The sequence below is a fragment of the Sulfitobacter sp. M05 genome (assembly GCF_029285175.1).
Lineage (GTDB): Bacteria > Pseudomonadota > Alphaproteobacteria > Rhodobacterales > Rhodobacteraceae > Sulfitobacter.
Genome location: NZ_JABEDH010000001.1, coordinates 757,061 through 781,459, shown reverse-complemented (window position 1 = coordinate 781,459; position 24,399 = coordinate 757,061). Strand labels below are relative to the sequence as shown.

General features: G+C 57.7%; 27 protein-coding genes. 13 read left to right on the top strand and 14 right to left on the bottom strand.

The features are described from left to right. Positions 1 to 7 precede the first annotated feature (7 nt). Together HKX44_RS03955 and HKX44_RS03950 are read left to right on the top strand one after the other, a co-directional pair. Positions 8 to 184, top strand: a complete 177-nt coding sequence (locus HKX44_RS03955; RefSeq protein ID WP_276149994.1) for a DUF4169 family protein — start codon at positions 8 to 10, stop codon at positions 182 to 184. Further along, positions 181 to 414, top strand: coding sequence for a ribbon-helix-helix domain-containing protein (locus HKX44_RS03950; RefSeq protein WP_276149993.1), 234 nt, complete (start codon positions 181 to 183; stop codon positions 412 to 414). The genes HKX44_RS03955 and HKX44_RS03950 overlap by 4 nt, the downstream gene beginning before the upstream one ends. A 392-nt stretch (positions 415 to 806) precedes the next feature. Here HKX44_RS03950 and HKX44_RS03945 read toward each other — a convergent pair whose 3' ends face one another. The 4 genes from HKX44_RS03945 to HKX44_RS03930 all read right to left on the bottom strand — a co-directional run bounded on the left by HKX44_RS03945 (position 807) and on the right by HKX44_RS03930 (position 5,193). Further along, complete coding sequence (locus HKX44_RS03945; protein WP_276149991.1) at positions 807 to 1,700, bottom strand: fructose bisphosphate aldolase; 894 nt, start codon at positions 1,698 to 1,700, stop codon at positions 807 to 809. A 72-nt stretch (positions 1,701 to 1,772) separates the two neighbouring features. Continuing rightward, positions 1,773 to 3,128: a cytochrome P450 gene (locus HKX44_RS03940; RefSeq protein ID WP_276149990.1), complete on the bottom strand. Its 1,356-nt coding sequence runs from the start codon at positions 3,126 to 3,128 to the stop codon at positions 1,773 to 1,775. After that, a complete protein-coding gene (locus HKX44_RS03935; RefSeq protein ID WP_276149989.1) occupies positions 3,125 to 4,375 on the bottom strand; it encodes a hypothetical protein in 1,251 nt (416 codons plus the stop codon). The genes HKX44_RS03940 and HKX44_RS03935 overlap by 4 nt, the downstream gene beginning before the upstream one ends. A gap of 65 nt (positions 4,376 to 4,440) precedes the next feature. Continuing rightward, complete coding sequence (locus tag HKX44_RS03930; RefSeq protein ID WP_276149988.1) at positions 4,441 to 5,193, bottom strand: cytochrome c biogenesis protein CcdA; 753 nt, start codon at positions 5,191 to 5,193, stop codon at positions 4,441 to 4,443. 94 nt (positions 5,194 to 5,287) lie between these two features. Here HKX44_RS03930 and HKX44_RS03925 point away from each other — a divergent pair, with 94 nt between their 5' ends. Next, positions 5,288 to 5,515: a sulfurtransferase TusA family protein gene (locus HKX44_RS03925; protein ID WP_276150795.1), complete on the top strand. Its 228-nt coding sequence runs from the start codon at positions 5,288 to 5,290 to the stop codon at positions 5,513 to 5,515. Positions 5,516 to 5,704: 189 nt separating this feature from the next. Here HKX44_RS03925 and HKX44_RS03920 read toward each other — a convergent pair whose 3' ends face one another. After that, complete coding sequence (locus tag HKX44_RS03920; protein ID WP_276149987.1) at positions 5,705 to 8,644, bottom strand: Rne/Rng family ribonuclease; 2,940 nt, start codon at positions 8,642 to 8,644, stop codon at positions 5,705 to 5,707. Positions 8,645 to 9,200: 556 nt separating this feature from the next. Here HKX44_RS03920 and HKX44_RS03915 point away from each other — a divergent pair. Together HKX44_RS03915 and HKX44_RS03910 are read left to right on the top strand one after the other, a co-directional pair. After that, positions 9,201 to 9,491 carry a hypothetical protein gene (locus HKX44_RS03915; RefSeq protein WP_276149986.1) on the top strand — a complete coding sequence of 97 codons (291 nt, stop codon included), beginning with the start codon at positions 9,201 to 9,203 and terminating at the stop codon, positions 9,489 to 9,491. Further along, positions 9,491 to 9,955 carry a GNAT family N-acetyltransferase gene (locus tag HKX44_RS03910; protein WP_276149985.1) on the top strand — a complete coding sequence of 155 codons (465 nt, stop codon included), beginning with the start codon at positions 9,491 to 9,493 and terminating at the stop codon, positions 9,953 to 9,955. The genes HKX44_RS03915 and HKX44_RS03910 overlap by 1 nt, the downstream gene beginning before the upstream one ends. Before the next feature lie 52 nt (positions 9,956 to 10,007). Here HKX44_RS03910 and HKX44_RS03905 read toward each other — a convergent pair whose 3' ends face one another. From HKX44_RS03905 to purC, 5 genes are all read right to left on the bottom strand, one after another. Further along, complete coding sequence (locus HKX44_RS03905; protein ID WP_276149984.1) at positions 10,008 to 11,342, bottom strand: sigma-54 dependent transcriptional regulator; 1,335 nt, start codon at positions 11,340 to 11,342, stop codon at positions 10,008 to 10,010. A gap of 3 nt (positions 11,343 to 11,345) precedes the next feature. Continuing rightward, positions 11,346 to 13,106 carry an ATP-binding protein gene (locus tag HKX44_RS03900; protein WP_276149983.1) on the bottom strand — a complete coding sequence of 587 codons (1,761 nt, stop codon included), beginning with the start codon at positions 13,104 to 13,106 and terminating at the stop codon, positions 11,346 to 11,348. Positions 13,107 to 13,142: 36 nt separating this feature from the next. Beyond that, positions 13,143 to 13,811 (bottom strand): phosphoribosylformylglycinamidine synthase subunit PurQ, encoded by a 669-nt coding sequence (purQ, locus tag HKX44_RS03895; protein ID WP_276149982.1) that lies wholly within the window; start codon positions 13,809 to 13,811, stop codon positions 13,143 to 13,145. Then, positions 13,811 to 14,041, bottom strand: coding sequence for a phosphoribosylformylglycinamidine synthase subunit PurS (gene purS, locus HKX44_RS03890; RefSeq protein WP_276149981.1), 231 nt, complete (start codon positions 14,039 to 14,041; stop codon positions 13,811 to 13,813). Before purS ends, purQ begins: the two co-directional genes overlap by 1 nt. A 67-nt stretch (positions 14,042 to 14,108) precedes the next feature. Further along, positions 14,109 to 14,870: a phosphoribosylaminoimidazolesuccinocarboxamide synthase gene (gene purC / locus HKX44_RS03885; protein ID WP_276149980.1), complete on the bottom strand. Its 762-nt coding sequence runs from the start codon at positions 14,868 to 14,870 to the stop codon at positions 14,109 to 14,111. Positions 14,871 to 15,030: 160 nt separating this feature from the next. On the opposite strand from purC, the gene HKX44_RS03880 reads away from it, so the two are divergent. The 3 genes from HKX44_RS03880 to bmt all read left to right on the top strand — a co-directional run bounded on the left by HKX44_RS03880 (position 15,031) and on the right by bmt (position 18,388). Next, the gene (locus tag HKX44_RS03880; RefSeq protein WP_276149979.1) at positions 15,031 to 15,348 is read left to right on the top strand and encodes a DUF1476 domain-containing protein; all 318 of its coding nucleotides are present in this window, start codon (positions 15,031 to 15,033) and stop codon (positions 15,346 to 15,348) included. Positions 15,349 to 15,482: 134 nt separating this feature from the next. Next, positions 15,483 to 17,351, top strand: coding sequence for a phosphatidylglycerol lysyltransferase domain-containing protein (locus tag HKX44_RS03875; RefSeq protein WP_276149978.1), 1,869 nt, complete (start codon positions 15,483 to 15,485; stop codon positions 17,349 to 17,351). 23 nt (positions 17,352 to 17,374) lie between these two features. Next, complete coding sequence (bmt, locus tag HKX44_RS03870) at positions 17,375 to 18,388, top strand: betaine--homocysteine S-methyltransferase (protein WP_276149977.1); 1,014 nt, start codon at positions 17,375 to 17,377, stop codon at positions 18,386 to 18,388. Between the two features lie 102 nt (positions 18,389 to 18,490). Here bmt and HKX44_RS03865 read toward each other — a convergent pair whose 3' ends face one another. Further along, positions 18,491 to 19,105 carry a TetR/AcrR family transcriptional regulator gene (locus HKX44_RS03865; protein ID WP_276149976.1) on the bottom strand — a complete coding sequence of 205 codons (615 nt, stop codon included), beginning with the start codon at positions 19,103 to 19,105 and terminating at the stop codon, positions 18,491 to 18,493. A 104-nt stretch (positions 19,106 to 19,209) separates the two neighbouring features. On the opposite strand from HKX44_RS03865, the gene HKX44_RS03860 reads away from it, so the two are divergent. Continuing rightward, positions 19,210 to 19,800, top strand: a complete 591-nt coding sequence (locus HKX44_RS03860) for an NAD(P)H-dependent oxidoreductase (RefSeq protein ID WP_276149975.1) — start codon at positions 19,210 to 19,212, stop codon at positions 19,798 to 19,800. 42 nt (positions 19,801 to 19,842) lie between these two features. On the opposite strand, the gene HKX44_RS03855 is transcribed toward HKX44_RS03860, so the two are convergent. Then, complete coding sequence (locus HKX44_RS03855) at positions 19,843 to 20,919, bottom strand: PA0069 family radical SAM protein (RefSeq protein ID WP_276149974.1); 1,077 nt, start codon at positions 20,917 to 20,919, stop codon at positions 19,843 to 19,845. 215 nt (positions 20,920 to 21,134) lie between these two features. On the opposite strand from HKX44_RS03855, the gene HKX44_RS03850 reads away from it, so the two are divergent. The 3 genes from HKX44_RS03850 (at position 21,135) to HKX44_RS03840 (ending at position 22,719) form a co-directional block, all read left to right on the top strand. Then, positions 21,135 to 21,830: a B12-binding domain-containing protein gene (locus HKX44_RS03850; RefSeq protein WP_276149973.1), complete on the top strand. Its 696-nt coding sequence runs from the start codon at positions 21,135 to 21,137 to the stop codon at positions 21,828 to 21,830. A 101-nt stretch (positions 21,831 to 21,931) separates the two neighbouring features. After that, complete coding sequence (locus HKX44_RS03845; RefSeq protein ID WP_276149972.1) at positions 21,932 to 22,087, top strand: hypothetical protein; 156 nt, start codon at positions 21,932 to 21,934, stop codon at positions 22,085 to 22,087. After that, positions 22,084 to 22,719: a DUF1638 domain-containing protein gene (locus HKX44_RS03840; protein WP_276149971.1), complete on the top strand. Its 636-nt coding sequence runs from the start codon at positions 22,084 to 22,086 to the stop codon at positions 22,717 to 22,719. The genes HKX44_RS03845 and HKX44_RS03840 overlap by 4 nt, the downstream gene beginning before the upstream one ends. 54 nt (positions 22,720 to 22,773) lie before the next feature. Here the strand turns inward: HKX44_RS03840 and HKX44_RS03835 are convergent, their stop codons facing one another. Next, a complete protein-coding gene (locus HKX44_RS03835; RefSeq protein WP_276149970.1) occupies positions 22,774 to 23,184 on the bottom strand; it encodes a SufE family protein in 411 nt (136 codons plus the stop codon). 120 nt (positions 23,185 to 23,304) lie between these two features. Between HKX44_RS03835 and HKX44_RS03830 the strand changes: the two genes are divergently transcribed. Continuing rightward, positions 23,305 to 23,823, top strand: a complete 519-nt coding sequence (locus tag HKX44_RS03830) for a hypothetical protein (protein ID WP_276149969.1) — start codon at positions 23,305 to 23,307, stop codon at positions 23,821 to 23,823. Positions 23,824 to 24,053: 230 nt separating this feature from the next. Here the strand turns inward: HKX44_RS03830 and HKX44_RS03825 are convergent, their stop codons facing one another. After that, entirely contained in the window at positions 24,054 to 24,392 is a 339-nt protein-coding gene (locus HKX44_RS03825) for a RidA family protein (protein WP_276150794.1), read from the bottom strand. Positions 24,393 to 24,399: the final 7 nt, after the last annotated feature.

The following is a 24,399-nucleotide window of genomic DNA, read 5'->3' as shown; positions in this document are numbered from 1 at the left end:
CACCACAATGACTTCGCCAATTAATCTGAACAAGGTCCGAAAGGAACGCGACCGAGCGTCCCGCAAGACCCGTGCGAATGAAAACGCCGTTCGATTTGGACAGAGTAAGGCGGAAAAAGAAGGTGTGAGAACGCGCGCGGAAAAAGAGACGCGCGCGTTGGATGGGCACAAGCGCGAGACATGAGTGGCAGGCCTGTTAAACACTCGGTCACCCTCAAAGGGCACCGGACTTCGGTGTCCCTAGAGGACGAGTTCTGGACAGAATTTCGCGATCTGGCAGATGAGATGGACATGCCGATCAATGCCCTCGCCGCACAGATTGACGAAGAACGCGGCATGGATATGGGTCTCGCCTCGGCCATCCGGCTGTTTGTGCTGCGCGCGTTAAAGGATCGTTTACCAAACGGCAGCTAGCGTCGATAGATGCACCTGCGCCCCTCACAGCTCTCACCCGAAGTCTGGATGAACAACATCTTTTCCTCTAGAGCGCCCCGCCTCAAACATGAAGCACTTGTTCGCGGCCTCTCCCTTTGGGCGAACGCGAAAAGCGATATATGATGGCTCAGGTTAAAGGCGGGACGCTTCGAATCCGCAGCCGCTGGTTCTGTCATCAGGCGCAAGGCCCGCGACATAGAACGGTTCTGCGGCAGAGATATCTTTGCCGCAGAATTGCGCCGTCGCGGGTTTCAGGCTGTTGAAAACGCGGGTCAGATTGTGATCTTCTGCAATCAGGAACCAGTCAGACGATACAAATGACGTTTTCTTTAAAAGAAAACGGGCCGGAATTTTCAAAAAATTCCGTTGCGCTACGCCACCGAGGCCTCAAAAATTTTGCTGATATTCGACCCCAAGGCGGTGTTGAATTCAGAATCGGACATCTTGACGTTCAAGCCTTCGGTCAAGGCGCGTGAAAAGCTCGCGATCATCTTGCTGTTCTGGCTCAGGCGCGCACAGGCGTCATCCGTTGAATATCCGCCTGATAAGGCCACAACCCGTAAGACATTCGGGTGATCGGCCAGCGCATCGTAAAGGCCGGGCTGTTCTGGCAACGTCAGTTTCAGCATCACCAGCTGATCTGCGGCCAAGGCATCCAGATGGCGCGTCAGGGTTTCGGCCAAAATCTCTTCGGCCTGCGCTTTTGTTTCGGAGTGAATGTTCACCTCAGGTTCGATAATCGGCACCAGACCTGCGGCGCAAACCTGCTTGGCCACATCCAGCTGCTGGGCCACAACAGCTTCGATGCCTTCTGCATCCGCACTGTGGATGACAGAACGTTCTTTGGTACCGAAAATACCCGCCTTTGCGGCCCGGGCCAGAAGGTTCGCAAGATCCGGCATCGGCTTCAGCACCTGCACCCCTTGCGCCTCCGCTTCCAGACCCTTGTCAATCTTGAGAAACGGCACGACGCCACGGTCTTCCCACAACAGTTGCGCCACCGGTTTGTCGTTGATTTCCCCGTCCATTGTGCGCTCGAACAGGATCGCGCCAATCACCTTCTCGGCGGTAAAACCGTCTGCCAGGATGATCCGTGCCCGCATGTCATGCATCGCCTGAAACATTTCGGCATCGCCGTTGTAATCAGCTGGCTCAACACCATAAAGGCTCAGCGCCTTAGGGGTGGACCCGCCGGATTGATCCAACGCGGCGATAAAGCCCTTGCCGCTTTCCATCTGCGCTTTCTGTGCTGCGTTAAGTGCCATGGCTCGTGATCCCCGTCCTTGTGATTCCGCTTGCAGGCGTGTCTAATCCAAAGCGGCGGCGGATGATAGAACCTACCGTCGTTCCAATCGCAACCAGATGCCCTTGTCCGAGCGCACAGTTAGGTGCGCCACCGGTGCAGGTACCCGTTTGGCATCTGCCACCACACGAAAGTCACGCAGAATCCGCGACAGGATCAACGGCCCTTCAACCATGGCAAAACCTGCGCCCGTACAGACACGCGCGCCGGCGGAAAACGGGATATAGGCATCCCGACTGCATTGTTTGCCGTTCTCACTGTCCCAACGCGCCGGATCAAACCCGTCGGGATTGTCCCACAACCGTTCCTGCCGGTGCAGATGCCACGGGCTCAGCACAATCTGCGCGCCCTTTCCCACCTCACGGTCCCGGAACTCTTCGGGACAGCGGGCCTCGCGCACCATCATGGGCACCGGCGGATACAGCCGCAACGCCTCGCGAAACACATCGCGGCTTACCCGCAATTGCGACATCACACTGAAATCACACTCCGGCCCCAACGCTTGGGCCTCTGCCGCCAAACGGTCCTGCCATTCGGGATGCGTTGCCAGGAGATAGAGCGACCATGCAAGGGCCGATGCGCTGGTCTCATGTCCCGCAAGAAAGAAGATCGCCACCTGATCAACCATTTCATCCGCGTCAAAGCGCTCGCCGGTCACCGGGTCCGCCGTGGTCATGATCTTGGTCGCCAGATCGTCCGGCGCTGTGCCCGCCGCAATCTCCTGCATACGTTGGTGGGTCAATCGGGTAATCAGACCCCGGATTTTTTGCGCGCTGACCTTGGTTTGCTTGCTAAAGAATCTTGGCATCCAGCGTGGCAACGGAATGAAAGCAGCGAGGTTTAACAGCGGTTGCGAGCGCTGGAATATGCGGAATTCATCAAACACGGCGCGGGCGATATGGTGTTCGATGGGGATGGAAAACAGCGTCCGGCAAATAACATCCGCCGCCACATGGCTGGTCACGGCCTCCATCTCCACAAGCTCTCCGGTGCGTTCCTCCAACCGTGCGGCGGCGGCCTCAGCAGCCTCCCACATGGCGGGAAAAACCTTGCGCAGCCGCCCGCCCTCGAATGCCGGATCGATAATGCGGCGCTGTCGTTTCCATGCCGCGCCATTGGTCAGAAAGACACTGTTGCCCAACAAAGGCCTTAGCCCTTCGCTGACCCGGTCGGATTTCGGAAAATCATCGGGGCGGTCTTTCAGAACAGTTTTAACCAGCTCAGGCTGGTTGATCAGATAGCTGCGGAAAAACGGCGTTTTGAACTCGGCCATCCATGCACGGTACAGCCGCGCCGGCTGGGCTGACAGAATGTCCGCCCGAAACAATTTGGCATACCGCCACAGCGATACTTTCGACGGGCGGCTGGGCGGTTTGGGCGGCAGGCTCATGCGCAGACCGATGTGTATTTGCTCTCGGCGCGCAGAATGCGGGACCGGCTGGGCGGTCGCGCGCCATAGCGTTCGGCCAACGTCAGCGGCCCGGCGGTGATCTGGAAATAGTCGTAGTCCTTGGGGCGGTCAAAGGCGCAAAGATACTGGAAATGCAGCCGGAAAAACCGCCAGCGCAATTCTTTCCAGCGTTCGGGGCTCAGCGTCTGGGTAAAGGCGGCAGAAAACACCAATGGCCATTGCTTGCCCTTGGGGGCCACGCCAGACACCGCAACCGGATCACACAGGGCAAAAGAGCATCCGTCCCCCGGGGCGGTTACATCCACCCAAGTCAGTTCGCCACACGCCGAGAGATAGCGCAAGTCGCCGCGCAAACGATGGGCTTCGGGCAAGAACGAAACCATTGGCACCACTTGTCCCAAACTCAGAAATGACAGCGTGGGACCGGATGCAGGCACCCTGCCTTGTCGGATCAGATCCGCAAGGATCGACACCCCCAGATGCGCGCCCGAGGAATGGCCGACGACCAGAACCTCTTGGACATCTTCCTGCAGGGCCTGCGCAATGGCATCGGTGAAGACCGCAATCCGTGCCTCAAGCTCTGGCGGATTGGCCCCATTGGCCCCAGCCGAATAAGAATAATCATGCATCAAGTAATAGGCATAGAACTTGCCATCCAGCTTTTTGAACCAGCGCAGTAGTGCAAAAGCGGCCCCAAGACCAAGCGCCAGACCGGCTCCGCCAACCACGACGATGGGCAGAGACAAACTCAACAGAACAACCAGCACCATCATTGTCATCTGGAACACCGCCAGACCAAGTGCTGCCGCGAGGCCCAATTGCAGCAACAGCATCCCCACCGGATAAAGCGCGGCAATCACCGGCCCCTTGCGCAATTTCATCAGGCGCCACAATGCGCCCGATCCAATATAGACCCAAGCCGTGCGGATCAGTTGCAGGTATGTTGCAGGGATAGAGCTGTCCATGGAATCGCGCACGATGTCGGACCAGACCAGCACATCCACCTCGGCCTGCACATCCACCCCATCAATACGCGCCGCCACTGACCAGCCATAATGCGCACCCGTTGGTTTGGGTTTCAAACCAATCTCATAACCGGAAACCGCCCCCTGCGCTGCACCTTCTTTGCGGTACAACTCGCGGTAGCGGCGGGGATGAATGGGATCATAGCCGGGAATGTAGAACACCCGGCGTTTTTTAACGCGGTCTGAAGATGTCTTGCCCATGGCGCCCTCTTTGCCGATACCCTAGCCATGTTTTACGGCAAGGGTAAGGCTTTGATCGCGCGGCTTTATCCCAGAGCGCCAAGCGCGGGAAAGGTATCAAGCAACCAAAAGGCCAAAGTGGTAAAGGCCCCGGTCACCATCATCACACCTACAACCACCAGCAAACCACCCATCACCCGCTCGATGGTTTTCATGTGCCGTTTTAGACGGTTCATCACCCCCATGGCGCGGGTGATGAACATCGCGGCCAGCAGAAACGGAATACCCAGACCCGCAGCATAAACCCCCAGTAACAAAGTGCCCTTGGCGACAGAGGCCTCAGACGCTGCTAAAGACAGGATCGTCCCCAATTGTGGCCCGATGCAAGGTGTCCAGCCAAAGGCAAAGGCAAGACCCAGAACATAGGCTCCAAAGCTGGAACCGCCCTTGTCGCCGGCATCAAGACGGGCTTCCTGATCCAAAAAGGGAATGCGGAACAACCCAAGAAAATGCAGACCAAAAACAATGATCACCACCCCCGAGACCTGTGCAAAAACCACCTGATTTTGCAAGAAAAACGCACCAAATGCCGAGGCCGTAAAGCCAAGGATCAAGAATACCGTACTCAGCCCCATCACAAAGAACAGCGCGGCAATCACCGCCTTGCGCCGGCTTTCTTCCTGGGTCGACATATCGTTCAGGGACACGCCGCTCATATAGGCCAGATAGGGCGGCACAATCGGCAGAACACAGGGGCTAAGAAAGCTGACCACACCGGCAATCAGGGCGATCAACATGGCGGGCAAAAGGCCCGCGTCAATAAGTTCAATACCAAACATACCCTCATCCTTAGCCCCGTTTGACGGGGCCGTCACGCGGCCAATGGTCACAAGACTGTGGACGCGGTGTAACATCTGGCGTACTGCGCAGGGCATGGAAACACATGAGCTTGATGCAACGGGGTTGCTATGCCCCCTGCCCGTGCTGAAACTGCGCAAACGTCTCGCGGCGCTGCCCGCCGGCGAGCAGATTGTCATGCGGGCGGACGATCCGGCAGCATTCATCGACGTGCCGCATTTTTGCGCCGAGGCCGGTCACGGCCTTCTGGACACCCGTGAAGATGGTGGCGTGCAAATCTATCTGGTGCGCAAGGGCGGCTAGAAATCCGCGCGGCAGTTCCCTGCGATCCCGTTCACCCCGTTAATCCGATGTGGCGCGCCCTTCGGGGCGATTGCTGCGCACAGTCCAATTTCAACCGCCAGCGCCGCGCTGCGGTTGGCTTGCCCCATACCCCGGAAACGCAAAAGGCAGGCCACAGGGGCCTGCCTTTTTTTTCGTAACCTTCAGTGCTTAGCGGCCCAAAGACCACCAGCCCTTTCTCTTGGGCTTTTTCGGCTCTTCCTTCACAGGTTCTGGTGCCGGCGCGGGGGCCTCTGCCACCGGCTCTGGCGCTGGGGTTTGCGCGACAGGCTCCGGCGCAAGGACCGGTTCGGGGCCCGGTGGTGTCGGCTCTTGCGCAGCTGCAACCGGTGCCACAGTCACTTCGGCTTTATCCGCTGCTTTCTCTTCCACCTTGGGCTTTGCCTTGGCGCGGCTGGCGCGCGGCTTTCTCGGCTTGGGCTCTTTTACGGCTTCCGGTGCCGCGTCTTCCGGTGCGTCTCCTGTTGTCGCGGCATCCTCGGCGGCTTTGGCCTTTTTCGACGCAGCGGTCGCCCGTTTGCGCGGCTTTGGCTTTGGCTTTTCCTTGACCTCTTCAGCTTCCGGCGCAGCTGTTCCGGCTACTGGTTCAGAGGCCGAGGCATCCGCATCAGCAGATTTTTCTGCTACCACAGCTGGTTCCGCGGCTGTTTCCGGATCAACCTTTGGCTTGCGCGTGCGGCTGCGCGAGGTCGGCTTTTTCGGCTTATCCGCACCGGCCTCCACCTTGCCGTCCGCGACCGCCACATCGTTTTGAGAGACCTCTGCCTGAGGAGTCTCTGACGTGGTTGCGTCGGCTTCGGCTGCATCCGCTGGTGCAGCGTCATTTTGTGCCGCGTTCTGATCCGCCTCTTCCGAACGGTTCTCGTTGTTGGCGTTTTCGCCACCGTTCTTGCCACGGCCCCCACGGCTGCGACGACGGCGCCGCTTGCGCTTGGGTTTGCCATCCGCATCCAACTGCTGTTCACCGTTGTTGTCGCGCCCGTTGTTCTGGGATTTTGACCGGTTCTCGTCGGCTTCATCTTCGGCAATGGCCAAGGCCTCGGCGGTTTCCGCCGCTTTCGCCTCGGCCTCGTCGATCTGATCCATCAGCGAAGTATCAACTGAGACGACATGCGCACCTGCCACAGGGACATTGCGGGTTGCCGTCTTGAATTTCTCCATCGAGAAATCAGGGCTGACCAGATGCGGGTCCCCTTCGATGCGCACGGCCATGCCGTACCGCGCTTCGATCTGGGCGACATGCTCGCGTTTGGCGTTCATCAGGAAGTTGGCGATGCCCACCGGTGCCTTGATCAATACCTCGCGGGTCCGACGGCGCGTGCCTTCTTCTTCCATGTGGCGGATGATAGACAGAGCAAGGCTGTCGTCTGACCGGATCAAACCGGTGCCGTGACAGGCCACGCAGGGCTGAGTTGTAGCCTCGATCATACCAGGGCGGAGTCGCTGGCGCGACATTTCCATCAGGCCAAAGCCGCTGATCCGGCCCACCTGAATGCGTGCACGGTCGGTCTTCAGCTTGTCCTTCATCATCTTTTCGACAGCCGTATTGTTACGGCGTTCATCCATATCGATGAAGTCGATGACAATCAGGCCCGCAAGGTCACGCAGACGCAGCTGACGGGCGACTTCCGCGGCCGCTTCAAGGTTGGTCTTGGTTGCGGTCTGTTCGATCGAGCCTTCTTTGGTCGCCCGACCAGAGTTCACATCAATGGCCACCAACGCTTCGGTCACGCCGATCACGATATACCCGCCCGACGGCAGTTGTACCGTGGGGTTGAACATGCCTGACAGGTAATCCTCGACCTTGTAACGGGCAAAGAGCGGCAGGTTTTCCTCGTAGCGTTTCACATTCTTGGCGTGGGACGGCATGATCATCTTCATGAAGTCCTTGGCAATGCGATAGCCGCGTTCGCCCTCGACAAACACCTCGTCGATGTCGCGGTTATAGAGGTCGCGGATCGAGCGCTTGATCAGATCGCCTTCTTCATAAATCTTTGCCGGCGCGATACTCTTCAACGTCAGTTCGCGGATCTGTTCCCAGAGGCGTTGCAGATATTCATAGTCGCGCTTGATCTCGGCGCGGGTACGCTTGGCACCAGCAGTACGCACGATTAGCCCTGCGCCCAATGGCACGGTGATTTCGTTGGCGATCTCTTTCAGTTTCTTACGGTCTGCGGCGTTGGTAATCTTGCGGCTGATGCCACCGCCACGCGCAGTATTGGGCATCAAGACGCAATAACGCCCCGCAAGGCTGAGGTAGGTTGTCAAAGCTGCGCCTTTGTTGCCGCGCTCTTCTTTTACAACCTGCACCAGCAGAATCTGGCGCATCTTGATGACTTCTTGAATCTTGTAGCGGCGCGGACGTGGCTTGCGCACGGGACGGATGTCTTCGCTGTCGTCCTCGTCGGCTACCGACTCGATGGTCTCGTCTTTTGAGGTTGCATCTGCCGCTTTTGGGGCATCGTCACCGTCGGTTTCTTCATCGGCATCTGCCTCGGCACCTTTGTCCTCAGCACTGTCTTCGGTCAACGTCGCATCGTCAGACGCGTCATCGTCGCTACCGACTTCGGGTGTTTCAACCGGCGTTTCCGGCACCCGTTCCATCGGAGAAGAGGCTTCGCTTGCGTCAACCTCCACGTCATCCTCGTCGCTCAGATCGACGGTCTCCATGCCCTCGATCTCGGCGGATGTCTTGGCATCTGCCGACACAGCCTCCTCGGCCTTGGGCTTGGCACGGCTGCGCGAGCGAGACCGGCGCTTTGGCTTGGGTTCGTCGTCATCCTTCGACGCCTGCGCCTCAGCATAGGCGCGTTCCTCTTCCAGCAGCGCCTGACGGTCAGCCACAGGAATCTGGTAATAATCCGGATGGATTTCCGAGAAGGCAAGGAAACCGTGGCGGTTGCCACCGTAATCCACAAAAGCGGCCTGCAAGGACGGCTCTACGCGCGTCACCTTGGCCAGATAGATATTGCCAGCTAGCTGGCGTCTGTTCTCTGATTCAAAATCGAATTCCTCGACCTTGTTTCCGTCAACCACAACAACGCGGGTTTCTTCCGCGTGGGTGGCATCGATAAGCATTTTCTTAGGCATGTTCTCACTATGCACAGCACATGCGCCAGACCTGCCCCCGGGGGAGCTTGTGACGTTGCGGTGTGACTTGTCAGGGCGATGGGTGACGGTGCAGGCATACCGTACAGCGGAACGGGGCCTGAAAAGGCCTGTCCATTCCTGCTCGTAGCTTCTGCGCGCGTCATCGCGGTTCTTCTCCGATGCGGTCATGCCATTTCGGCCTGCCGCATCCATTATTTACTGAACATCCTAGGGTCTTGCCCGTCCGACGTCAGCGGTTCTCTGGCCGTTTCCGGCCCAATCGGTCTGCTTGCGTGCCCAGCGTGGGGCTGCCGCAGGCAGCGAAACTCTCAGTCAAGGACATGTGACGCCATCGGGCGGCACACCTTGATCCTACTAGATAAGGGGATTGGACCTGTGAACACAATGGGCAATGTTCCCTCGCCGCCCCAAAACCGCCATTCGCGCGGCGTTTGCTTGACAAAATCTACGCAATCGGGCTCATCTGATCCGACACATTCTGCGCCTGCAAGTAACCCTACGCGCGGCTACAATCAAAAGACCCAAAGGACTTTCCATGCATATTCTGACCCGCTCCGTTCTTGGCTTTTCCCTGTTGGGACTTGTCGCCTGTGATGAGTTGGCATTGGCCAATGATCCGGTCGCCCTGGCCGACTTGCGCGGGCAGAAAAGCTGTGTCGCAGCGGTGGCTGCCGAAACCGGGGCTGCCAATGTTGCCATCAACACCACCATTCCGGTGATCGAGGTGCAGCGTTTTATCGTGGATGTGCCGGGCAGCGGGATGTGGACCTGTGTCACCGATGCAAACGGCAAGGCCATCGAAATTGTCGAGCGTAAGAACGGTTAATGCCTGCATCTTCCGTCAGGCCAACCTTAAAATCTGACATTCCAGCGCTGAAACAAGTGCTGGATGCAACCCAGCTGTTTCCTTCTGATATGTTGGAAGACATGGTTACGCCGTTTTTGAAAGGCAGTACCGAAGCGCTATGGCTGACGGCAGAACGCGACGGCACGCCCTGCGCTTTCTGTTTTGCCCAACCCGAACAGCTTACCCAGGGAACCTGGAACATGCTGGCGATTGCTGTAGCCCCTGCCCAGCAGGGCGCGGGTGTTGGCACCGATCTAGCCGATGCCCTTGAACAGCACTTGCGCGATTTAGACGCGCGTATTCTGCTTGCCGATACCTCTGGCACCGATGACTTTGCCCAGACCCGAGACTTCTATGCCAAGAATGGCTACGCAGCCGAAGCCCGCATTCGCGACTTCTGGGCCGCAGGGGATGACAAAGTGACGTTTCGCAAGGCGCTTTAGCCGTACCGCCGGCCCACGCAGCATCTCCGCGCGGACCAGAGGTTGGCCAAAATCACAGATAATCCGAGCGCTGCAATCCGTATTTCGCCATTTTCTCGTTCAATGTCCGCCGTGGCAGGCACAATTCGTCCATCACCGATGAAATCGAACCCTTGTGGCGGCGCATGGTGTTGTCGATCAACATCCTCTCGAAGGCTTCGACATATTCTTTCAGCGGCTTGCCTTCGGTTGTCATCACCGGCTGCATTTCTTCGTGATCCGACATCAGCAAGGATGCAATCGTTCCTGATCCACGTCGCGATTGCAGTACCGCACGTTCCGCCACATTGATCAGCTGACGCACATTGCCCGGCCAAGGAGCCTGCAACAATTGCGCCGCCTCCTGCGCGCTGACCTGCGGTGTATCACAGCCATATTCCTCGGAAAATTGCTCGCTCAGGCGCGTGAACAAAGTCAGGATGTCCTCGCCGCGCTGGCGCAGGGGCGGCACAGTGATCCGCAAAGCCGCGAGCCGGTAGAACAGATCACTGCGCAGCGCATCTTCCGATGTGCGCCCCGCCTCTTGCAGGTTCGAGATTGCAACGATCCGTGTTTCAGCAGGCGTGCCCTGCTCGTTAATCACACTCAGCAGACGCGCTTGCAGTGTTTCCGACAACGCCTCCACATCTTCCAGAACCAATGTACCGCCGCGGGCCTCTTCAATGGCAGGCAACTGCGCATCTTCGGGCTGCATCGGGCCGAACAACCGTTTGCTCAGCATCTCTTCTTCCAACGCCCCGCAGGACACCAGAACGAATTTCTTGCCCGCCCGTGACCCGACCGCGTGCAGCGCATGGGCCACCAGTGTTTTTCCTGTGCCGGTTTCCCCGTCAATCAAGACATGGCCGTCCGCCTGCCCCAGATCCAAAATATCCTCGCGCAGACGCTCCATCACCGGCGACTGGCCGATGAGCTTTTTCATCAACTGGCCGCCGTCGCTTAACTCGCGGCGCAGGGCGCGGTTGTCCATTACCAGACGCCGCGCATTGGTGGCCTTTTTGGCCAGCTCGCTCATCCGATCAGGATTAAACGGCTTTTCCAGGAAATCAAACGCCCCGACGCGCATCGCCTCGACCGCCATCGGCACATCACCATGCCCGGTGATCATGATCACCGGCAGCGCGCTGTCACTGCCCATCAGCTTTTTCAGGAACTGCATACCATCCATGCCCGGCATCTTGATGTCCGAAATCACAATGCCCGGATACTCCGGCCCCAGGGTTTTCAAGGCGTCTTCGGCAGACCCGAAGGTTTCCGTGTCATACCCCGACAAAGCCAGCCACTGGCTGATTGACTGGCGCATGTCCTGTTCATCATCGACAATCGCAATCTTCATCGCCTGTGCCATCGTTTACTCCGCTGCTTCTATTTTGTTCGTTTCGCCCATGATGGGCAATTGCATCTCAAACACCGCTCCGCCGGATTGTCCGTTGCGTGCAGTCAGACGTCCGCCAAGGTCGTTGACGATGCCCGACGAGATAGCAAGCCCCAAGCCGACACCGTCCCCTGGCTGTTTGGTGGTGTAGAACGGTTCAAACAAGGCGTCGAGATCGGCAATCCCCGGTCCGTTGTCCCGCACAGTGAGGGTGGCGGTTTCGCCTGCCGACAGGATGATTTCCACCTGCGGGTGGCGTTCTGATTTGGTGGCATCAAGTGCGTTGCGAAACAGGTTCACCATGACCTGTTCAATGCGCATCCGATCCCCCATCACAATCACCGGTTCATCCGGCAGAATACGCGCAATTTCCACCTGCCGCTGGCGCAGCTGAGGCTCCATCATCGACATGGATGACGCAAGGGCCGCCCCCATATCCACAGGGGAAAACGCCTCTTGCCCTTTACGGGCATAAGACTTCAGCTGGCGTGTGATTGCCCCCATCCGCTCGATCAGATCGTCAATGCGCCCGAAAGACGACAATGCCTCGTCAGGGCGGTTGCGGCGCAGCAATAATCGCGCCCCTGCGAGATAGGTTTTCATCGCCGCCAGCGGTTGGTTAAGCTCGTGACTGACAGCGGCTGACATTTCGCCCAAGGCGGCCAGTTTACTGGATTGTTCAAGGGTCTGTTCCGCCACCGCAAGGGTCTCTTGAACCCGTTTGCGCTCAGCGATTTCCCGCTGCAAGGCGACGTTCAATGCGCGAAGTTTGGCCGACTCCCGTTGAAAAATTGCCAGCCTGCCAGCGGTGCGGCGACTGAGAAAATAGAAGGCCAGTGCCAGAAGAATCGCAAACCCCATGACTTCCAGCGCCAATACCGCATTCACCCGCTCGCGCACGCTCTCATAGGTGGTAAAGCTGACCATCCGCCAGCCGCGAAAGGCAATCCGGTGTTCCAGACGCATCACCGCCTCGCCCTGCAAATAGGCATCCGCCGGCACCGCTGTCCAATCTGCCGTGGCCTTGATCGCCCGCTCGATTGCAGTCTGCGGCGACGTCGTGGCCAGCGCCTCGGCTTCGCTCAGCCCGCGCCACCGCGGCGAGGTGCCCAGAATAATCTCTCCGGCACTGTCCATCACCATCACCGCATCGGAAATCCCCGCCCAGGCCCGTTCAAATTTCTGTAAATCCACCTCGACGGCGATTACACCTAGTGTATCCCCGCCAGCCTGAATGCGCCGCGAATAGACAAATTTATATCCGCCGCCCTCCAATTTGATCACGCTAAAAATCGTCACATTCGCGCGGATTGCATCAACAAAATAGGGAGACGATTTATGCAACGATTGCAGCCTGTTACGGTCAGTTGCGGCAACAGTACGCCCATCCGTATCATAGAGCATCAGAGAGGCCGCGCCAATTTCCTCGACAAAGGAGATCAAGCGCTGCGTCGACAGCGAATAGTCAGCCTCTTGCAAGGCGATGATCAGCGACGGGTCACGTGCCAGCAGTTGCGGCACAATCGCATTCTGGCGCAGCTCGGCCATCAGGTTGCCGCTGTAAAGCGCGATGCGCAATTCCGCGCGGTTGCGTGTGCTTTCGGTGAACCGGTCGGTCAACAGGTTGTTGGTGATCGAAATCACCAGAACTGCCAACACCATGATCAGACCAATGGCCAGACGCACGCGCCACGAAATGAACAACGCGGGTTTGCTTATGGGGGACGTATCACTCATTGCGCCACCCTACGCAGGGCGGGCGGCGCACTCAAGTCAGGCGGCGGTCAAAGCCCCTGCCAATGCGCGAAAGAGCGCCTGTCCGTCCGTACCGCCATGGCCGGCATCCGCTGCCCGCTCGGGGTGCGGCATCATCCCCAGCACACGCCGGTTTTCTGACAGGATACCCGCGATATCGGCCTGCGCCCCATTGGGATTGTCGGTATAGGTAAAGGCCACGCGGTCCTCGCCCTTAAGGCGCGCCAAGGTCTCGTCATCGGCGAAATAATTGCCGTCGTGATGGGCAATCGGAATGTCGATCACATCGCCGGCGCTATACCCTTCGGTATAGGCGCTTTGGGTGGTTTCGACCCGCAGGCCGACGGTCTTGCAAATGTATTTCAATCCGGCGTTGCGCAGCAGGGCACCAGGCAACAACCCGGTTTCCGTCAACACCTGAAACCCGTTACAGATGCCCATGACGTATCCGCCGCGATCTGCATGTGCCTTAACAGATTTCACAATCGGCGATTGCGCGGCAATTGCACCACAGCGCAGGTAATCCCCATAGGAAAACCCACCGGGAACCCCAACGATATCAATCCCTTGCGGCAGTTCGCTGTCCTTGTGCCAAACCATATCAAGCGTACAGCCGGCAGCCTCGAATGCCACCGCTAAATCGCGATCACAGTTCGACCCCGGAAACACAACAACCGCAGCACGCATCAGGACAACTCCACCGTGTAGCTTTCAATCACTGTATTCGCGAGCAGCTTCTCACACATCGCTTCAACATCTGCTTGCGACGTGCCTTCAGCCAGATCCAGTTCGATCACCTTGCCCTGACGCACCCCGTTGACCCCGTCAAACCCGATAGCCCCAAGCGCGTGGCGCACGGCTTCGCCCTGCGGGTCCAACACACCATTCTTCAACATCACATGTACCCGTGCTTTCATAGCGCGTCCCCCAGCTTCATCTTGCCAATAAACTCAATCCCACGGTCAGCCGCGGGCAGTTGCGGTTTTAATTAATTAGCGTCGGTTTGGTTATCGGCGTCGAGGTCTTGGGCATCACACCCAACCGCTTCGCCACCTCCGTATAGGCATCTGTCAACGATCCCAGATCCCGGCGGAAAACATCCTTGTCCAGCTTCTGACCGGTTTCGATGTCCCACAAACGACAGGAATCTGGGCTGATCTCATCCGCCACAATCAAGCGCTGGAAATCACCATCATAAATCCGGCCAATCTCGATTTTGAAATCCACCAGCTTGATCCCGACACCAAACATCACACCGGAAATGAAATCATTCACCCGCAGCGCGAGGCTCAGAATGTCTTCCATGTCTTGCTGGCTTGCCCAGCCAAAGGCGGCGATATGCTCTTCGGTAACCAGAGGATCACCCAATTTGTCGTCCTTATAGCAATATTCGACAATCGGACGTGGCAGTTGCGTGCCCTCTTCGATGCCCAGACGTTTGGACATGGTGCCGGCGGCGTAATTGCGAACAATCACTTCCAATGGCACAATCTCGACCTGGCGCACCAGTTGCTCGCGCATGTTAAGACGCTTCATGAAATGCGTCGGCACGCCAATCTGATTCAGACCTTTCATGAAATACTCGGACAGGAGGTTGTTCAGCACCCCTTTGCCTTCAATCACGTCTTTTTTTTCGGCATTAAATGCAGTCGCATCATCTTTGAAATACTGCACAATTGTCCCGGGCTCGGGACCTTCGTACAGAATTTTTGCTTTGCCTTCGTAGATCTTTGTGCGCCGGGCCATGGGCGTCCTTTCGGGATATGGGTCAGGGGGGCTCCCTGGCACCTGTTGCGGCCCTCTTAATCTATGCCCTGCCCTGCTGCAAGCAATCCCAACCATCTTGTCAAAATGGGCTCGGATGCACATCTATTTATCAGGATCAGTCAACATAGGAGGATCCACGATGTCGACCATGAAAGACCGCGAAAACGCCTTTGAATCCAAATTCGCCCATGATGCAGAAACGCAGTTCAAAGCGGATGCTCGGCGTAACAAGCTGTTGGGGCTTTGGGCCGCTGATGTGATGGGCAAAACCGGTGATGATGCCGCTTCCTACGCCAAAGAGGTTGTAAAATCCGACTTTGAAGAGGCAGGACATGAAGATGTCTACCGAAAGGTGGCCGGTGATCTGGGCAATAAGGCGGATGAGGCAACGATCCGCAATAAGATGTCGGAGTTGATGCATCAGGCCCGGGCGGAAATCCTCGACGAAACAGAGTAACGCCCGCAGTTTTTTTACGGTTTTGCGTAAAATCCGAGTGACATTCCTGCCCAACCGTCGCCGTCCGTTAACGAATTAGATTGCCCATCCCGCCTACCTTGCCTGCGGAGGCAAGGACCTTGGGGAGTTTGGGCATGAAGCGACAGCTTGGTACTGTTTCTTTGGCGGCGATCGGGCGGGTCTCGGCACCGTTTCTCGTTATGGGTGTCAGCCTTTGGCTCTTGGGCGGTCTGGTTGATCTGCCGCGCTGGTCGGCCCTGCCGCAATCCATCGCGGCCCTGCCGATTGGCCGTTGCCTTTTGGCAGGCGCGTTATGTGCGGTCAGCCTCTGGGCGGTAGCGCGCTATGATGCCTTGGCGCACCGCCATTTTGCCAGCGGCGTTGATCCGGCACTGGCACGCAAAAGCGGCTTTGCCGCAATCGCCGTGGCCCAGACCGCCGGTTTTGGCGTTTTCACCGGCGCGGCGGTCCGCTGGCGGATGCTGCCGCACATCGGACTTAAAGGTGCAATGCAGCTGTCGCTGTTTGTCTGCACCACGTTTCTGGTGGCCCTTGCCTTTCTGACTGCACTCGCCTGCCTTTTCCTGCCCGCACCCCACTGGACAACCTTGCCCGGGCTGCTGATCGCGGCACTTTTGCCTGTCGCCATACTTACACTCAGTTTCGCGCCGATTTGCGCCCCTGTCAGACATCGACTGCGGCTTCCCAGCTTGCAAACGATCCGCAACATACTGGGGTGGTCGGGGTTGGACGTCGTTGCTGCCGCCGTCGCATTTTACGTCTTAATCCCGGCAACAGGCCTCGGGTTCGCAGAATTCCTGCCGGTGTTCCTGCTGGCCTTGGGGGCCGCAATGTTATCGGGGGCGCCGGGCGGGGTTGGCCCGTTTGAACTGACCTTGTTTGCATTGCTGCCACAGATTGCCGCCGCGGATCTGGTCACGGCGATTCTGGTGTTTCGCGCATTCTATTACGCCGTTCCTGCGGTTCTGGGCGTGGCCATCGTGTTCCTGACCAAACCGTCAAAACCGAAATCGCCCCCTGCGGCCCGTGCAAAAACGGGTCAACAGTTGGCTGAACTTGGCATATTGGCACAAAATGGCGGCCTCATTCAGCACCACAACAGCGGTTCTTATGCGCTCTGGCGCACCCCTCAGACTGCAACCCTGTTGTTTGATCCGGCTTCCGGCCAAGCCGCCCCTGCCCTTGCTCATCTTAAATCCCAAGCGGCAGCACAGGGGCGCATAGCCTGCCTTTATAAATGTGGTGCGCGTACCGCAGTGGCCGCGCGCCGCGCCGGTTGGAGCGTCGCGCGGATTGCACAGGAATGTGTCGTGGACCTGCCCTCCTACGATCTTGACGATGCCACCCGACGCGGCTTGCGCCGCAAACTGCGCAAAGCCTGTAAGGCAGGTGTAAGCGCGACACGATCAACCCTGTTGCCGCTGGAGCAGATGGCCGCAATAGATGCTGTCTGGCAAGCCAGCCAAGGCCGCGCGCGCGGGGGCACCATGGGCCGGTTCTGCCCCGCCTATTTGGCAACACAGGACGTATACCTTGCCCATCACGAAGGGCGGTTGATTGCCTATGCCAGTTTTCACAGAGATCCCATCGCCCCCTGTCTTGACCTGATGCGCCATGCCCCCGTTGCCGCAGATGGCACCATGCATCTGCTGATACAATCCGCGATTGAGACGGCAAGTGCAGAGGGGAAATCCCGACTTAGCCTCGCGGCGGTGCCACAGCCGCCCGACTGGGTAAATCGACACGCCGCCCTGAGGCGACGCATTGAGAACCCCGGGCTGCGGCAGTTCAAAAGCAGTTTCGCCCCCGTGTTGCGCCCACGCTATGCCGCAGCCCCTTCAAAACCCGCTTTGGTATTGGCCTTGGCCGACATCGCAAGCGAAGTGCATGCCCCGCCTGCTCTACTTTCTGGCAGCGGAACTCATAAACAACATGAAAAAATTGAAGTTGCGTTGTCACGCGCCCCATGGAAGGGGGAGTGAAATCTTACAAAACGGGCACTGACATGAGCAACGCTTTCACCGATCTTCTTGCCGAAAAGGGCACACTGCTGGCCGATGGCGCAACAGGTACCAACCTGTTCAACATGGGCTTAATGTCAGGTGAACCGCCAGAATTCTGGAACACGGACGAACCCGAGAAAATCCGCACCCTCTATCGGGGCGCGGTTGAGGCCGGCAGTGATCTTTTCCTGACCAATAGCTTCGGGGCCAATGCATCCCGGCTCAAGCTGCACAATGCCGCAAAACGCGCCCATGAACTCAGCCGGGTTGCCGCCGAAATCGGGCGCGAGATTGCTGATACCGCCGGACGCAAGGTAATTGTCGCCGGTTCTGTCGGCCCAACAGGCGAGATCATGGAGCCGGTTGGCACCCTCAGCCACTCGGTTGCCGTCGAGATGTTCCATGAAACCGCTGATGGATTGAAGGCCGGTGGTGCCGACATTGGCTGGCTTGAGACCATCAGTGCCGCCGAAGAATACGCCGCCGCCGCAGAAGGCTTTGCACTGGCCGGGCTGCCATGGGTGGGCACAATGAGTTTCGATACCGCCGGGCGCACCATGATGGGCATCACCTCTGAAGGGATGGTCGATATGGTGGAAGGGCTGGACAATCCGCCAATGGCATTCGGGGCAAACTGCGGCACTGGGGCCTCTGATCTGTTGCGCACGGTTCTGGGTTTTGCCGGTAAGGGCAGCACCCGTCCGATTGTGGCCAAGGGCAACGCGGGCATCCCGAAATATGTAGAAGGCCATATTCATTATGACGGCACGCCGGAACTGATGGCGCAATATGCGGTGATGGCGCGCAATTGCGGTGCCTCTGTGATTGGCGGTTGTTGCGGGACTATGCCAAATCACCTTAAGGCCATGCGCGAAGCCCTTGATACCACAGCAAAAGGCAGCGCACCGGAATTGCCCGAAATCGTTGCAGCTTTGGGTGACTTCTCATCCGCAAGCGATGGGACAGATGGCGCGGGACCGGTGCGCGCGCCGCGCAAAGGCCGGCGTCGCGGGTAATGGAAGCGGGCGTTTCTAGCCTTCACGCCTGACCAAGAAAATCGACCGGGCGGCCATCAGGACCGCCCATTTACAACCGGCATCTGAGCCGCTGAGCAAAAGTCAGCAATTACCGCCTGCCTGATCCTGTCCAATTCCCGAAGGCTGCGGCATTAACCATGCGGCAAGATATTGCATTAGCCTGTCTCGCATCGGCTCTTCACTGCTGATGGCACAGAACTGAAGCGCCATGCTTTGTACAGCAAAGGCCTGAATCCCCTCCGCAAGGATCAGCGGGGGGACATCCCGGCGGAATGGGCCATCCGCAAGCCAGTTTTCCAGTAGCCCGACCTGTTGATCGAAGGTGTTGGCGATCGGGCCAACCTCCTCTTTCGCAGCGGCCCCTGAGTGGCGCAGGATAACGTCAAAAACATATCTTTCGCTGGTCATGAACTCCATCAGCGGCAACAACCGGTTCACCAGATCCTCAAGTCCAGCAGGCGGCGGCAATGCCTCGCTCTCTTGCAAATGCGCCGCGATATCTGTGCCGATGAGCAGGTCCATGAGGACATCCTTGTCCGGAAAATGCGCAAAGAAGGTGCCTTTGGCGACACCGGCTTCCTTCACCACATCCTCAACCCGCATTTCGCCAAATCCGTTTGAAAGGATCACCTTACGGGCCGCTTCGACCAGTTTGGCACGGGTTGCTTGGCTGCGTTTTTGGACTGGTTTGCTCATAGGGACGGAATACACGGATAAATGACCGCGGTCAATTTATCATTGACGCCACCAAACTTGCAAAATATGACCACGGTCAATATTTGACTAAATCAGGAAGTACCATGACTGCGAAACGAATCTTCGTCCTGAACGGACACCCCGCCGCAACCTCGCTGAACAAGGCGATTGCCGAAACCTATGCAGATGCCGCGCGACAGGCCGGACATGATGTGCGCCTGATGCACCTGCATGATCTGGATTTCGACATGGATTATGGTTTTGCGGGTTATGCCAAAACCAAGCCGCTAGAGCCCTGCTTGAAAGCGATGCAGGCGGATATCGAATGGGCAAACCATGTGGTGATGACCACACCGATGTGGTGGGGCGGCCTGCCCGGGAAACTAAAGGGGCTGTTTGACCGCACCCTCCTGCCCGGTTGGGCATTTGACACCCGTAAGCTGACAATGGGAATGCCCCAACCAATGCTGAAGGGACGCAGGGCACGGGTGATCGTTACCTCTGATACGCCTGATTTCTTCTTTGCCCTGCTTTATCGCAAAGCGCTGTTTCGTCAGATCAAAGGCCAGATTTTCGGTTTTGTCGGCTTTAAACCGGTGAAGCTAACGCATTTCGCCCCCGTTGGCGCGGCCAAACCCGAAAAAATCACTTCATGGTTGGCAAAGGTCGCAAACCTGGGACATAGGGGCGCATAACCGGCGCGGCGTCGCCGCACAGGCCCGCCCCAAGGGAAGCCATCAAAACAACGACATCTGCCCGCCCACCAAGACCGGTGCGCGAAACAGATCGCAACGCATAGGCGGGGCGTTTGATTTCAATCCCAAACGCCTGATCGCCACCGCAAAGCGCTGTGCCACCATCTCGGCATATGGCCCCTCACCGCGCATCCGGCGGTGCCAGGTGGCGTCATATGTCTTACCGCCGTGCATCTCGCGCAGGCGACTCATGATACGCCCGGCGCGGTCGGGATAATGTTGCTCCAGCCATTCCTGCACCAGCGGCGATACCTCTTGTGGCAGGCGCAACATGATCCAGCTGGCGGTGCGTGCGCCGGCCTCTTTGCCCGCCGCCAGTATCGCCTCCAGTTCGGGATCGGTCAGGGCCGGTATCATCGGCGATGCCATGATGCGCACCGGTATCCCCGCTGCGGCCAATCGACGGATCATGACCAATCGCCGCGCAGGTGCGGGCGCACGCGGCTCCATCAGGCGCGACAGCTTTGCATCCAATGTTGTTACCGAAATGCCAACGCGCACCAGCCCGCGCTGCGCCATTGGGCCAAGAATATCAATGTCGCGTTCAATCAGACTGCCCTTGGTAACAATCGCCACGGGGTGCTGCGCCTCTGACAACACCTCAAGACAGGCCCGCATGATGCCCTGTGTGTTTTCGATCGGTTGATAGGGGTCAGTATTTGTCCCGATGGCAATCGGCGCGACCTTATATCGCTTGGCAGCCAGTTCACGTTGCAAAACCTTCGGCGCATCCGGGCGCGCAATCAACCGCGTTTCAAAATCCAGCCCCGGTGACAGCCCCAGATAGGCATGGCTTGGCCGGGCAAAGCAATAGACACACCCGTGTTCACATCCGCGATAGGGGTTAATTGACCGATCGAACGGCAAATCAGGAGAGCGGTTATAGGTGATGACGCTGCGCGGTCTTTCGATCTGGGTCCACGTGCGCAACACCGGAAGATCGTCTTCCTGTGCCCAGCCATCCACAACCGCCTCCCGGCTGTGTTTTTCAAAGCGGCCGGCGTGGTTACTGGCAGTCGCCCGCCCCTTGATCCTGTAATTTCCGGTTTCACGATCCATACCGAACACTAGAACAAAACAAGAACACAATAAAGCGACTTATATCTTGGCGGTCTTATCCCCCTGTCGACATGTGTAAAATTCATGATCAACGTGAGAAAAATGCGTCGCTCAAACCGCAGCCAATGTCGCAATTTGCGTGTCATTTTTCCATATAACGTGACAAAAAGAAGCATGGGCCTAGCGCCAGCAAGATACGCATAGAGGGAATGCCAATGTCCGAAGAAGACGAAATCATCCTGTCGGAACTCGACGACGAAGAGCTTGTTCAGCAGATGTTCGATGATCTGTATGATGGCCTGAAGGAAGAAATCGAAGAAGGCGTAAACATCTTGCTGGAACGCAAGTGGGAACCCTATGAGGTGCTGACCAAGGCACTGGTCGGGGGCATGACCATCGTCGGGGCCGATTTCCGTGATGGCATCCTGTTTGTGCCTGAGGTGTTGCTGGCCGCCAATGCAATGAAGGGCGGTATGGCAATCCTTAAACCGCTGCTGGCAGAAACCGGTGCCCCGCGCGTTGGCAAGATGGTGATTGGTACCGTCAAAGGCGACATTCACGACATCGGCAAGAACCTTGTTGGCATGATGATGGAAGGCGCCGGGTTTGAGGTTGTCGACCTAGGGATCAATAACCCGGTTGAAAACTATCTGGCGGCGCTGGACACGGAAGAGGCTGATATCCTCGGCATGTCCGCCCTGCTGACAACGACAATGCCATATATGAAGGTTGTCATCGACACGATGGTTGAACAAGGCATCCGCGAGGACTTTATTGTTCTGGTCGGCGGTGCCCCGCTGAATGAAGAATTCGGCAAAGCCATTGGCGCTGACGCCTATTGCCGCGATGCCGCTGTGGCCGTCGAGACCGCAAAAGAATGGATGGCGCGCAAACATAACCAAGCCGCATAGGCCTGGTGTGACGCGTTGATCGAACAAAGGGGCCTCGCAGGAATGCGGGGCCTTTTTTGTACCTCGCCAAACGCCTATCTTTAAGCAGACTGGAGATCATCATGCCCTTTGCCCGCCTTGCCCTGATCCTCGCCAGTGCCTTGATGGCAGCGGCTGTGACCGTCTGGCTGATGAGCCTTGGCGGCCCGGCATTGTTGATCGCCGCCCTGCCCGCCTTCCTGATTGCGGCGGTTGCCTTCAGGGTGTTGCGGCGATGATACCGACAGACAACATCCTGACCGAAGACGGCCTGCCGCTGGAGGTTGCGAAAGGCCGGATACTGCTGATTGCCTGCGGGGCGCTGGCGCGCGAGATTATTGATCTAAAGACGGTCAACGGCTGGGACCATCTGGACCTGACCTGCCTGCCCGCCAAATACCACCTGTTTCCGGAGAAGATCACCCAAGCCGTGCGTGAAAGCGTCGCCCGGCATCGCGGCGAATATGCAGAAATCTTTGTGGTCTATGCGGATTGCGGCACCGGTGGATTGCTACAAGCCGCCTGCGCTGAGCTGGGGGTGCAAATGATTGCGGGGCCACATTGCTACAGCTTCTTTGAGGGCAACGACGCCTTTGCTGCAAAGGCAGACAGTGAATTCACCAGCTTTTACCTGACCGACTTTCTGGTCCGCCAGTTTGATGCCTTTGTCTGGAAACCCATGGGGTTAGACAGGCACCCCGATCTGCGCGACATGTACTTTGGCAACTATGAAAAGCTGATCTATCAGGCACAGACCGATGACCCCGAGCTGACAGCCAAGGCGCAAGACTGTGCCGCCCGTCTGGGCCTGCCCTTCGAACGCCGTTTCACCGGTTATGGTGATTTGAAAATCACGCTTGAGACCCTGTAACGCCAGCCCCGTCGGCCCGTGCAATTCTGTTGCGCTCGCCCGCCGACGGGCGGGTTAACCTGCCGCTGCCGCTGTTTCGCGCACCCGTTCAATCATTGACCGCAAACCATTTGAACGCTGCGCAGACAGGTGATCGTTCAACCCCAAACGCCCCATTTCGGCGCGTGCATCCACCGCCAGAACCTGTGCAGGCGTCAGCCCGTTGTAAAGAATCCGCAGCACCGCAATCAGCCCCGAGACGATCATCGCATCAGACGCCCCGTCAAAATGCAATTTATCATCTTCGAATTGCGCATGTAGCCAAACCTGCGAGGCACAGCCGTCCACTTTGGTGGCAGGCACCCGCAAGGCCTCCTCCAGCGGCTCCATCGCCTTGCCTTGATCAATCACATGACGATAGCGGTCTTCCCAATCGTCGAGGAATTCAAAATCCTCGACCAGTTCTTCAAACGCCTGGTTGGCCATTCATGCACCCTTTCAGTCTTTGCCCAGACCTAGAAGTGCAGATGCCAAAGGTCCAGCCCCTTCCCAAAACCCACGCGATAGGCTACTCAAATCCTGAGCAGATTTTCCAAGGCGGCCCACATGCGCAAGACAATTCCCCTCCTCCTCGCGGCGACTCTTGGCTTGGGTGCCTGTAGTGCCATTAGCCAGAGCCGTGTGAACCCGGTAAACTGGTTCGGTAAGTCGCGCGCTGTACCTGTGGAACAGGTGGAAAACACCAACCCACTTATTCCCCAAAGCGGCGGGTTGTTTTCGAACGACCGCGCCAAAGAAGCCATTTATGATGGACGTCCGTTTGATCAGGTCACTGATTTGAAAATTGAACGGGTTCCCGGCGGGGCGATCATTCGCGCCACCGGTCTGGCCGCACGTCAGGGCATCTATGCGGTGCAGCTGACGCCGGAAAACGAGGAAGAGTTGCCAGTTGATGGCGTATTGACCTACCGCCTTGAAGGCATCCGCCCAACGGCACAGACGGCCATCGGCACCAAACCCACCCGCGAAGTCATTGCTGCACGTCATGTGACGGATCAACAGCTAGCCGGTGTGCGCCGTATCCGTGTTGAGGGTCAGCGTAATGCGCAGGTCGCGCGGCGCTAACTCCTTTAGATCAGCACGTTACACAAAGAGCATCACCTAAAGTGTCTGGCCTTTAACCAAGTGTCCGGCCTTTCACCTGAAACATTTCGTATCCCCAATGTCCCGAAAACGTGCAGCGTGGCAGGGTATTGGGGAGTCATGTTTAAGGTCGGGCGCTATAACGCATTGAAACCTATGGTTATTGGCAGCCTTGGGTGATGCAGCTTTTTCGCGCAATTCTACAGGCTGCGTTACTGCGCAGCCGTTACGATAATTTCTACGGTGAATTCCGGCTTGGCCAGCTTGGCCTCGCCACAGGCACGTGCCGGTGTATGGCCTTCTGGAGCCCAAGCATCCCAAACCCCATTCATCTCAGCAAAATCATCCATGCTGTGCAACCAAATCACCGTTTGCAGGATGCGCGTCTTGTCAGAGCCGACTTCGGCAAGCAAGGCATCAATCTGATCCAGGCAATCCTGCGTCTGCTGCGCAACAGAGGCACCCGCTGTGCCAACCTGACCCGCAAGGTAAATCGTGTCACCATGTGTCACAATCTGGCTCATACGTTGGTTCGAATGATAGCGTTTGATCTCGGAT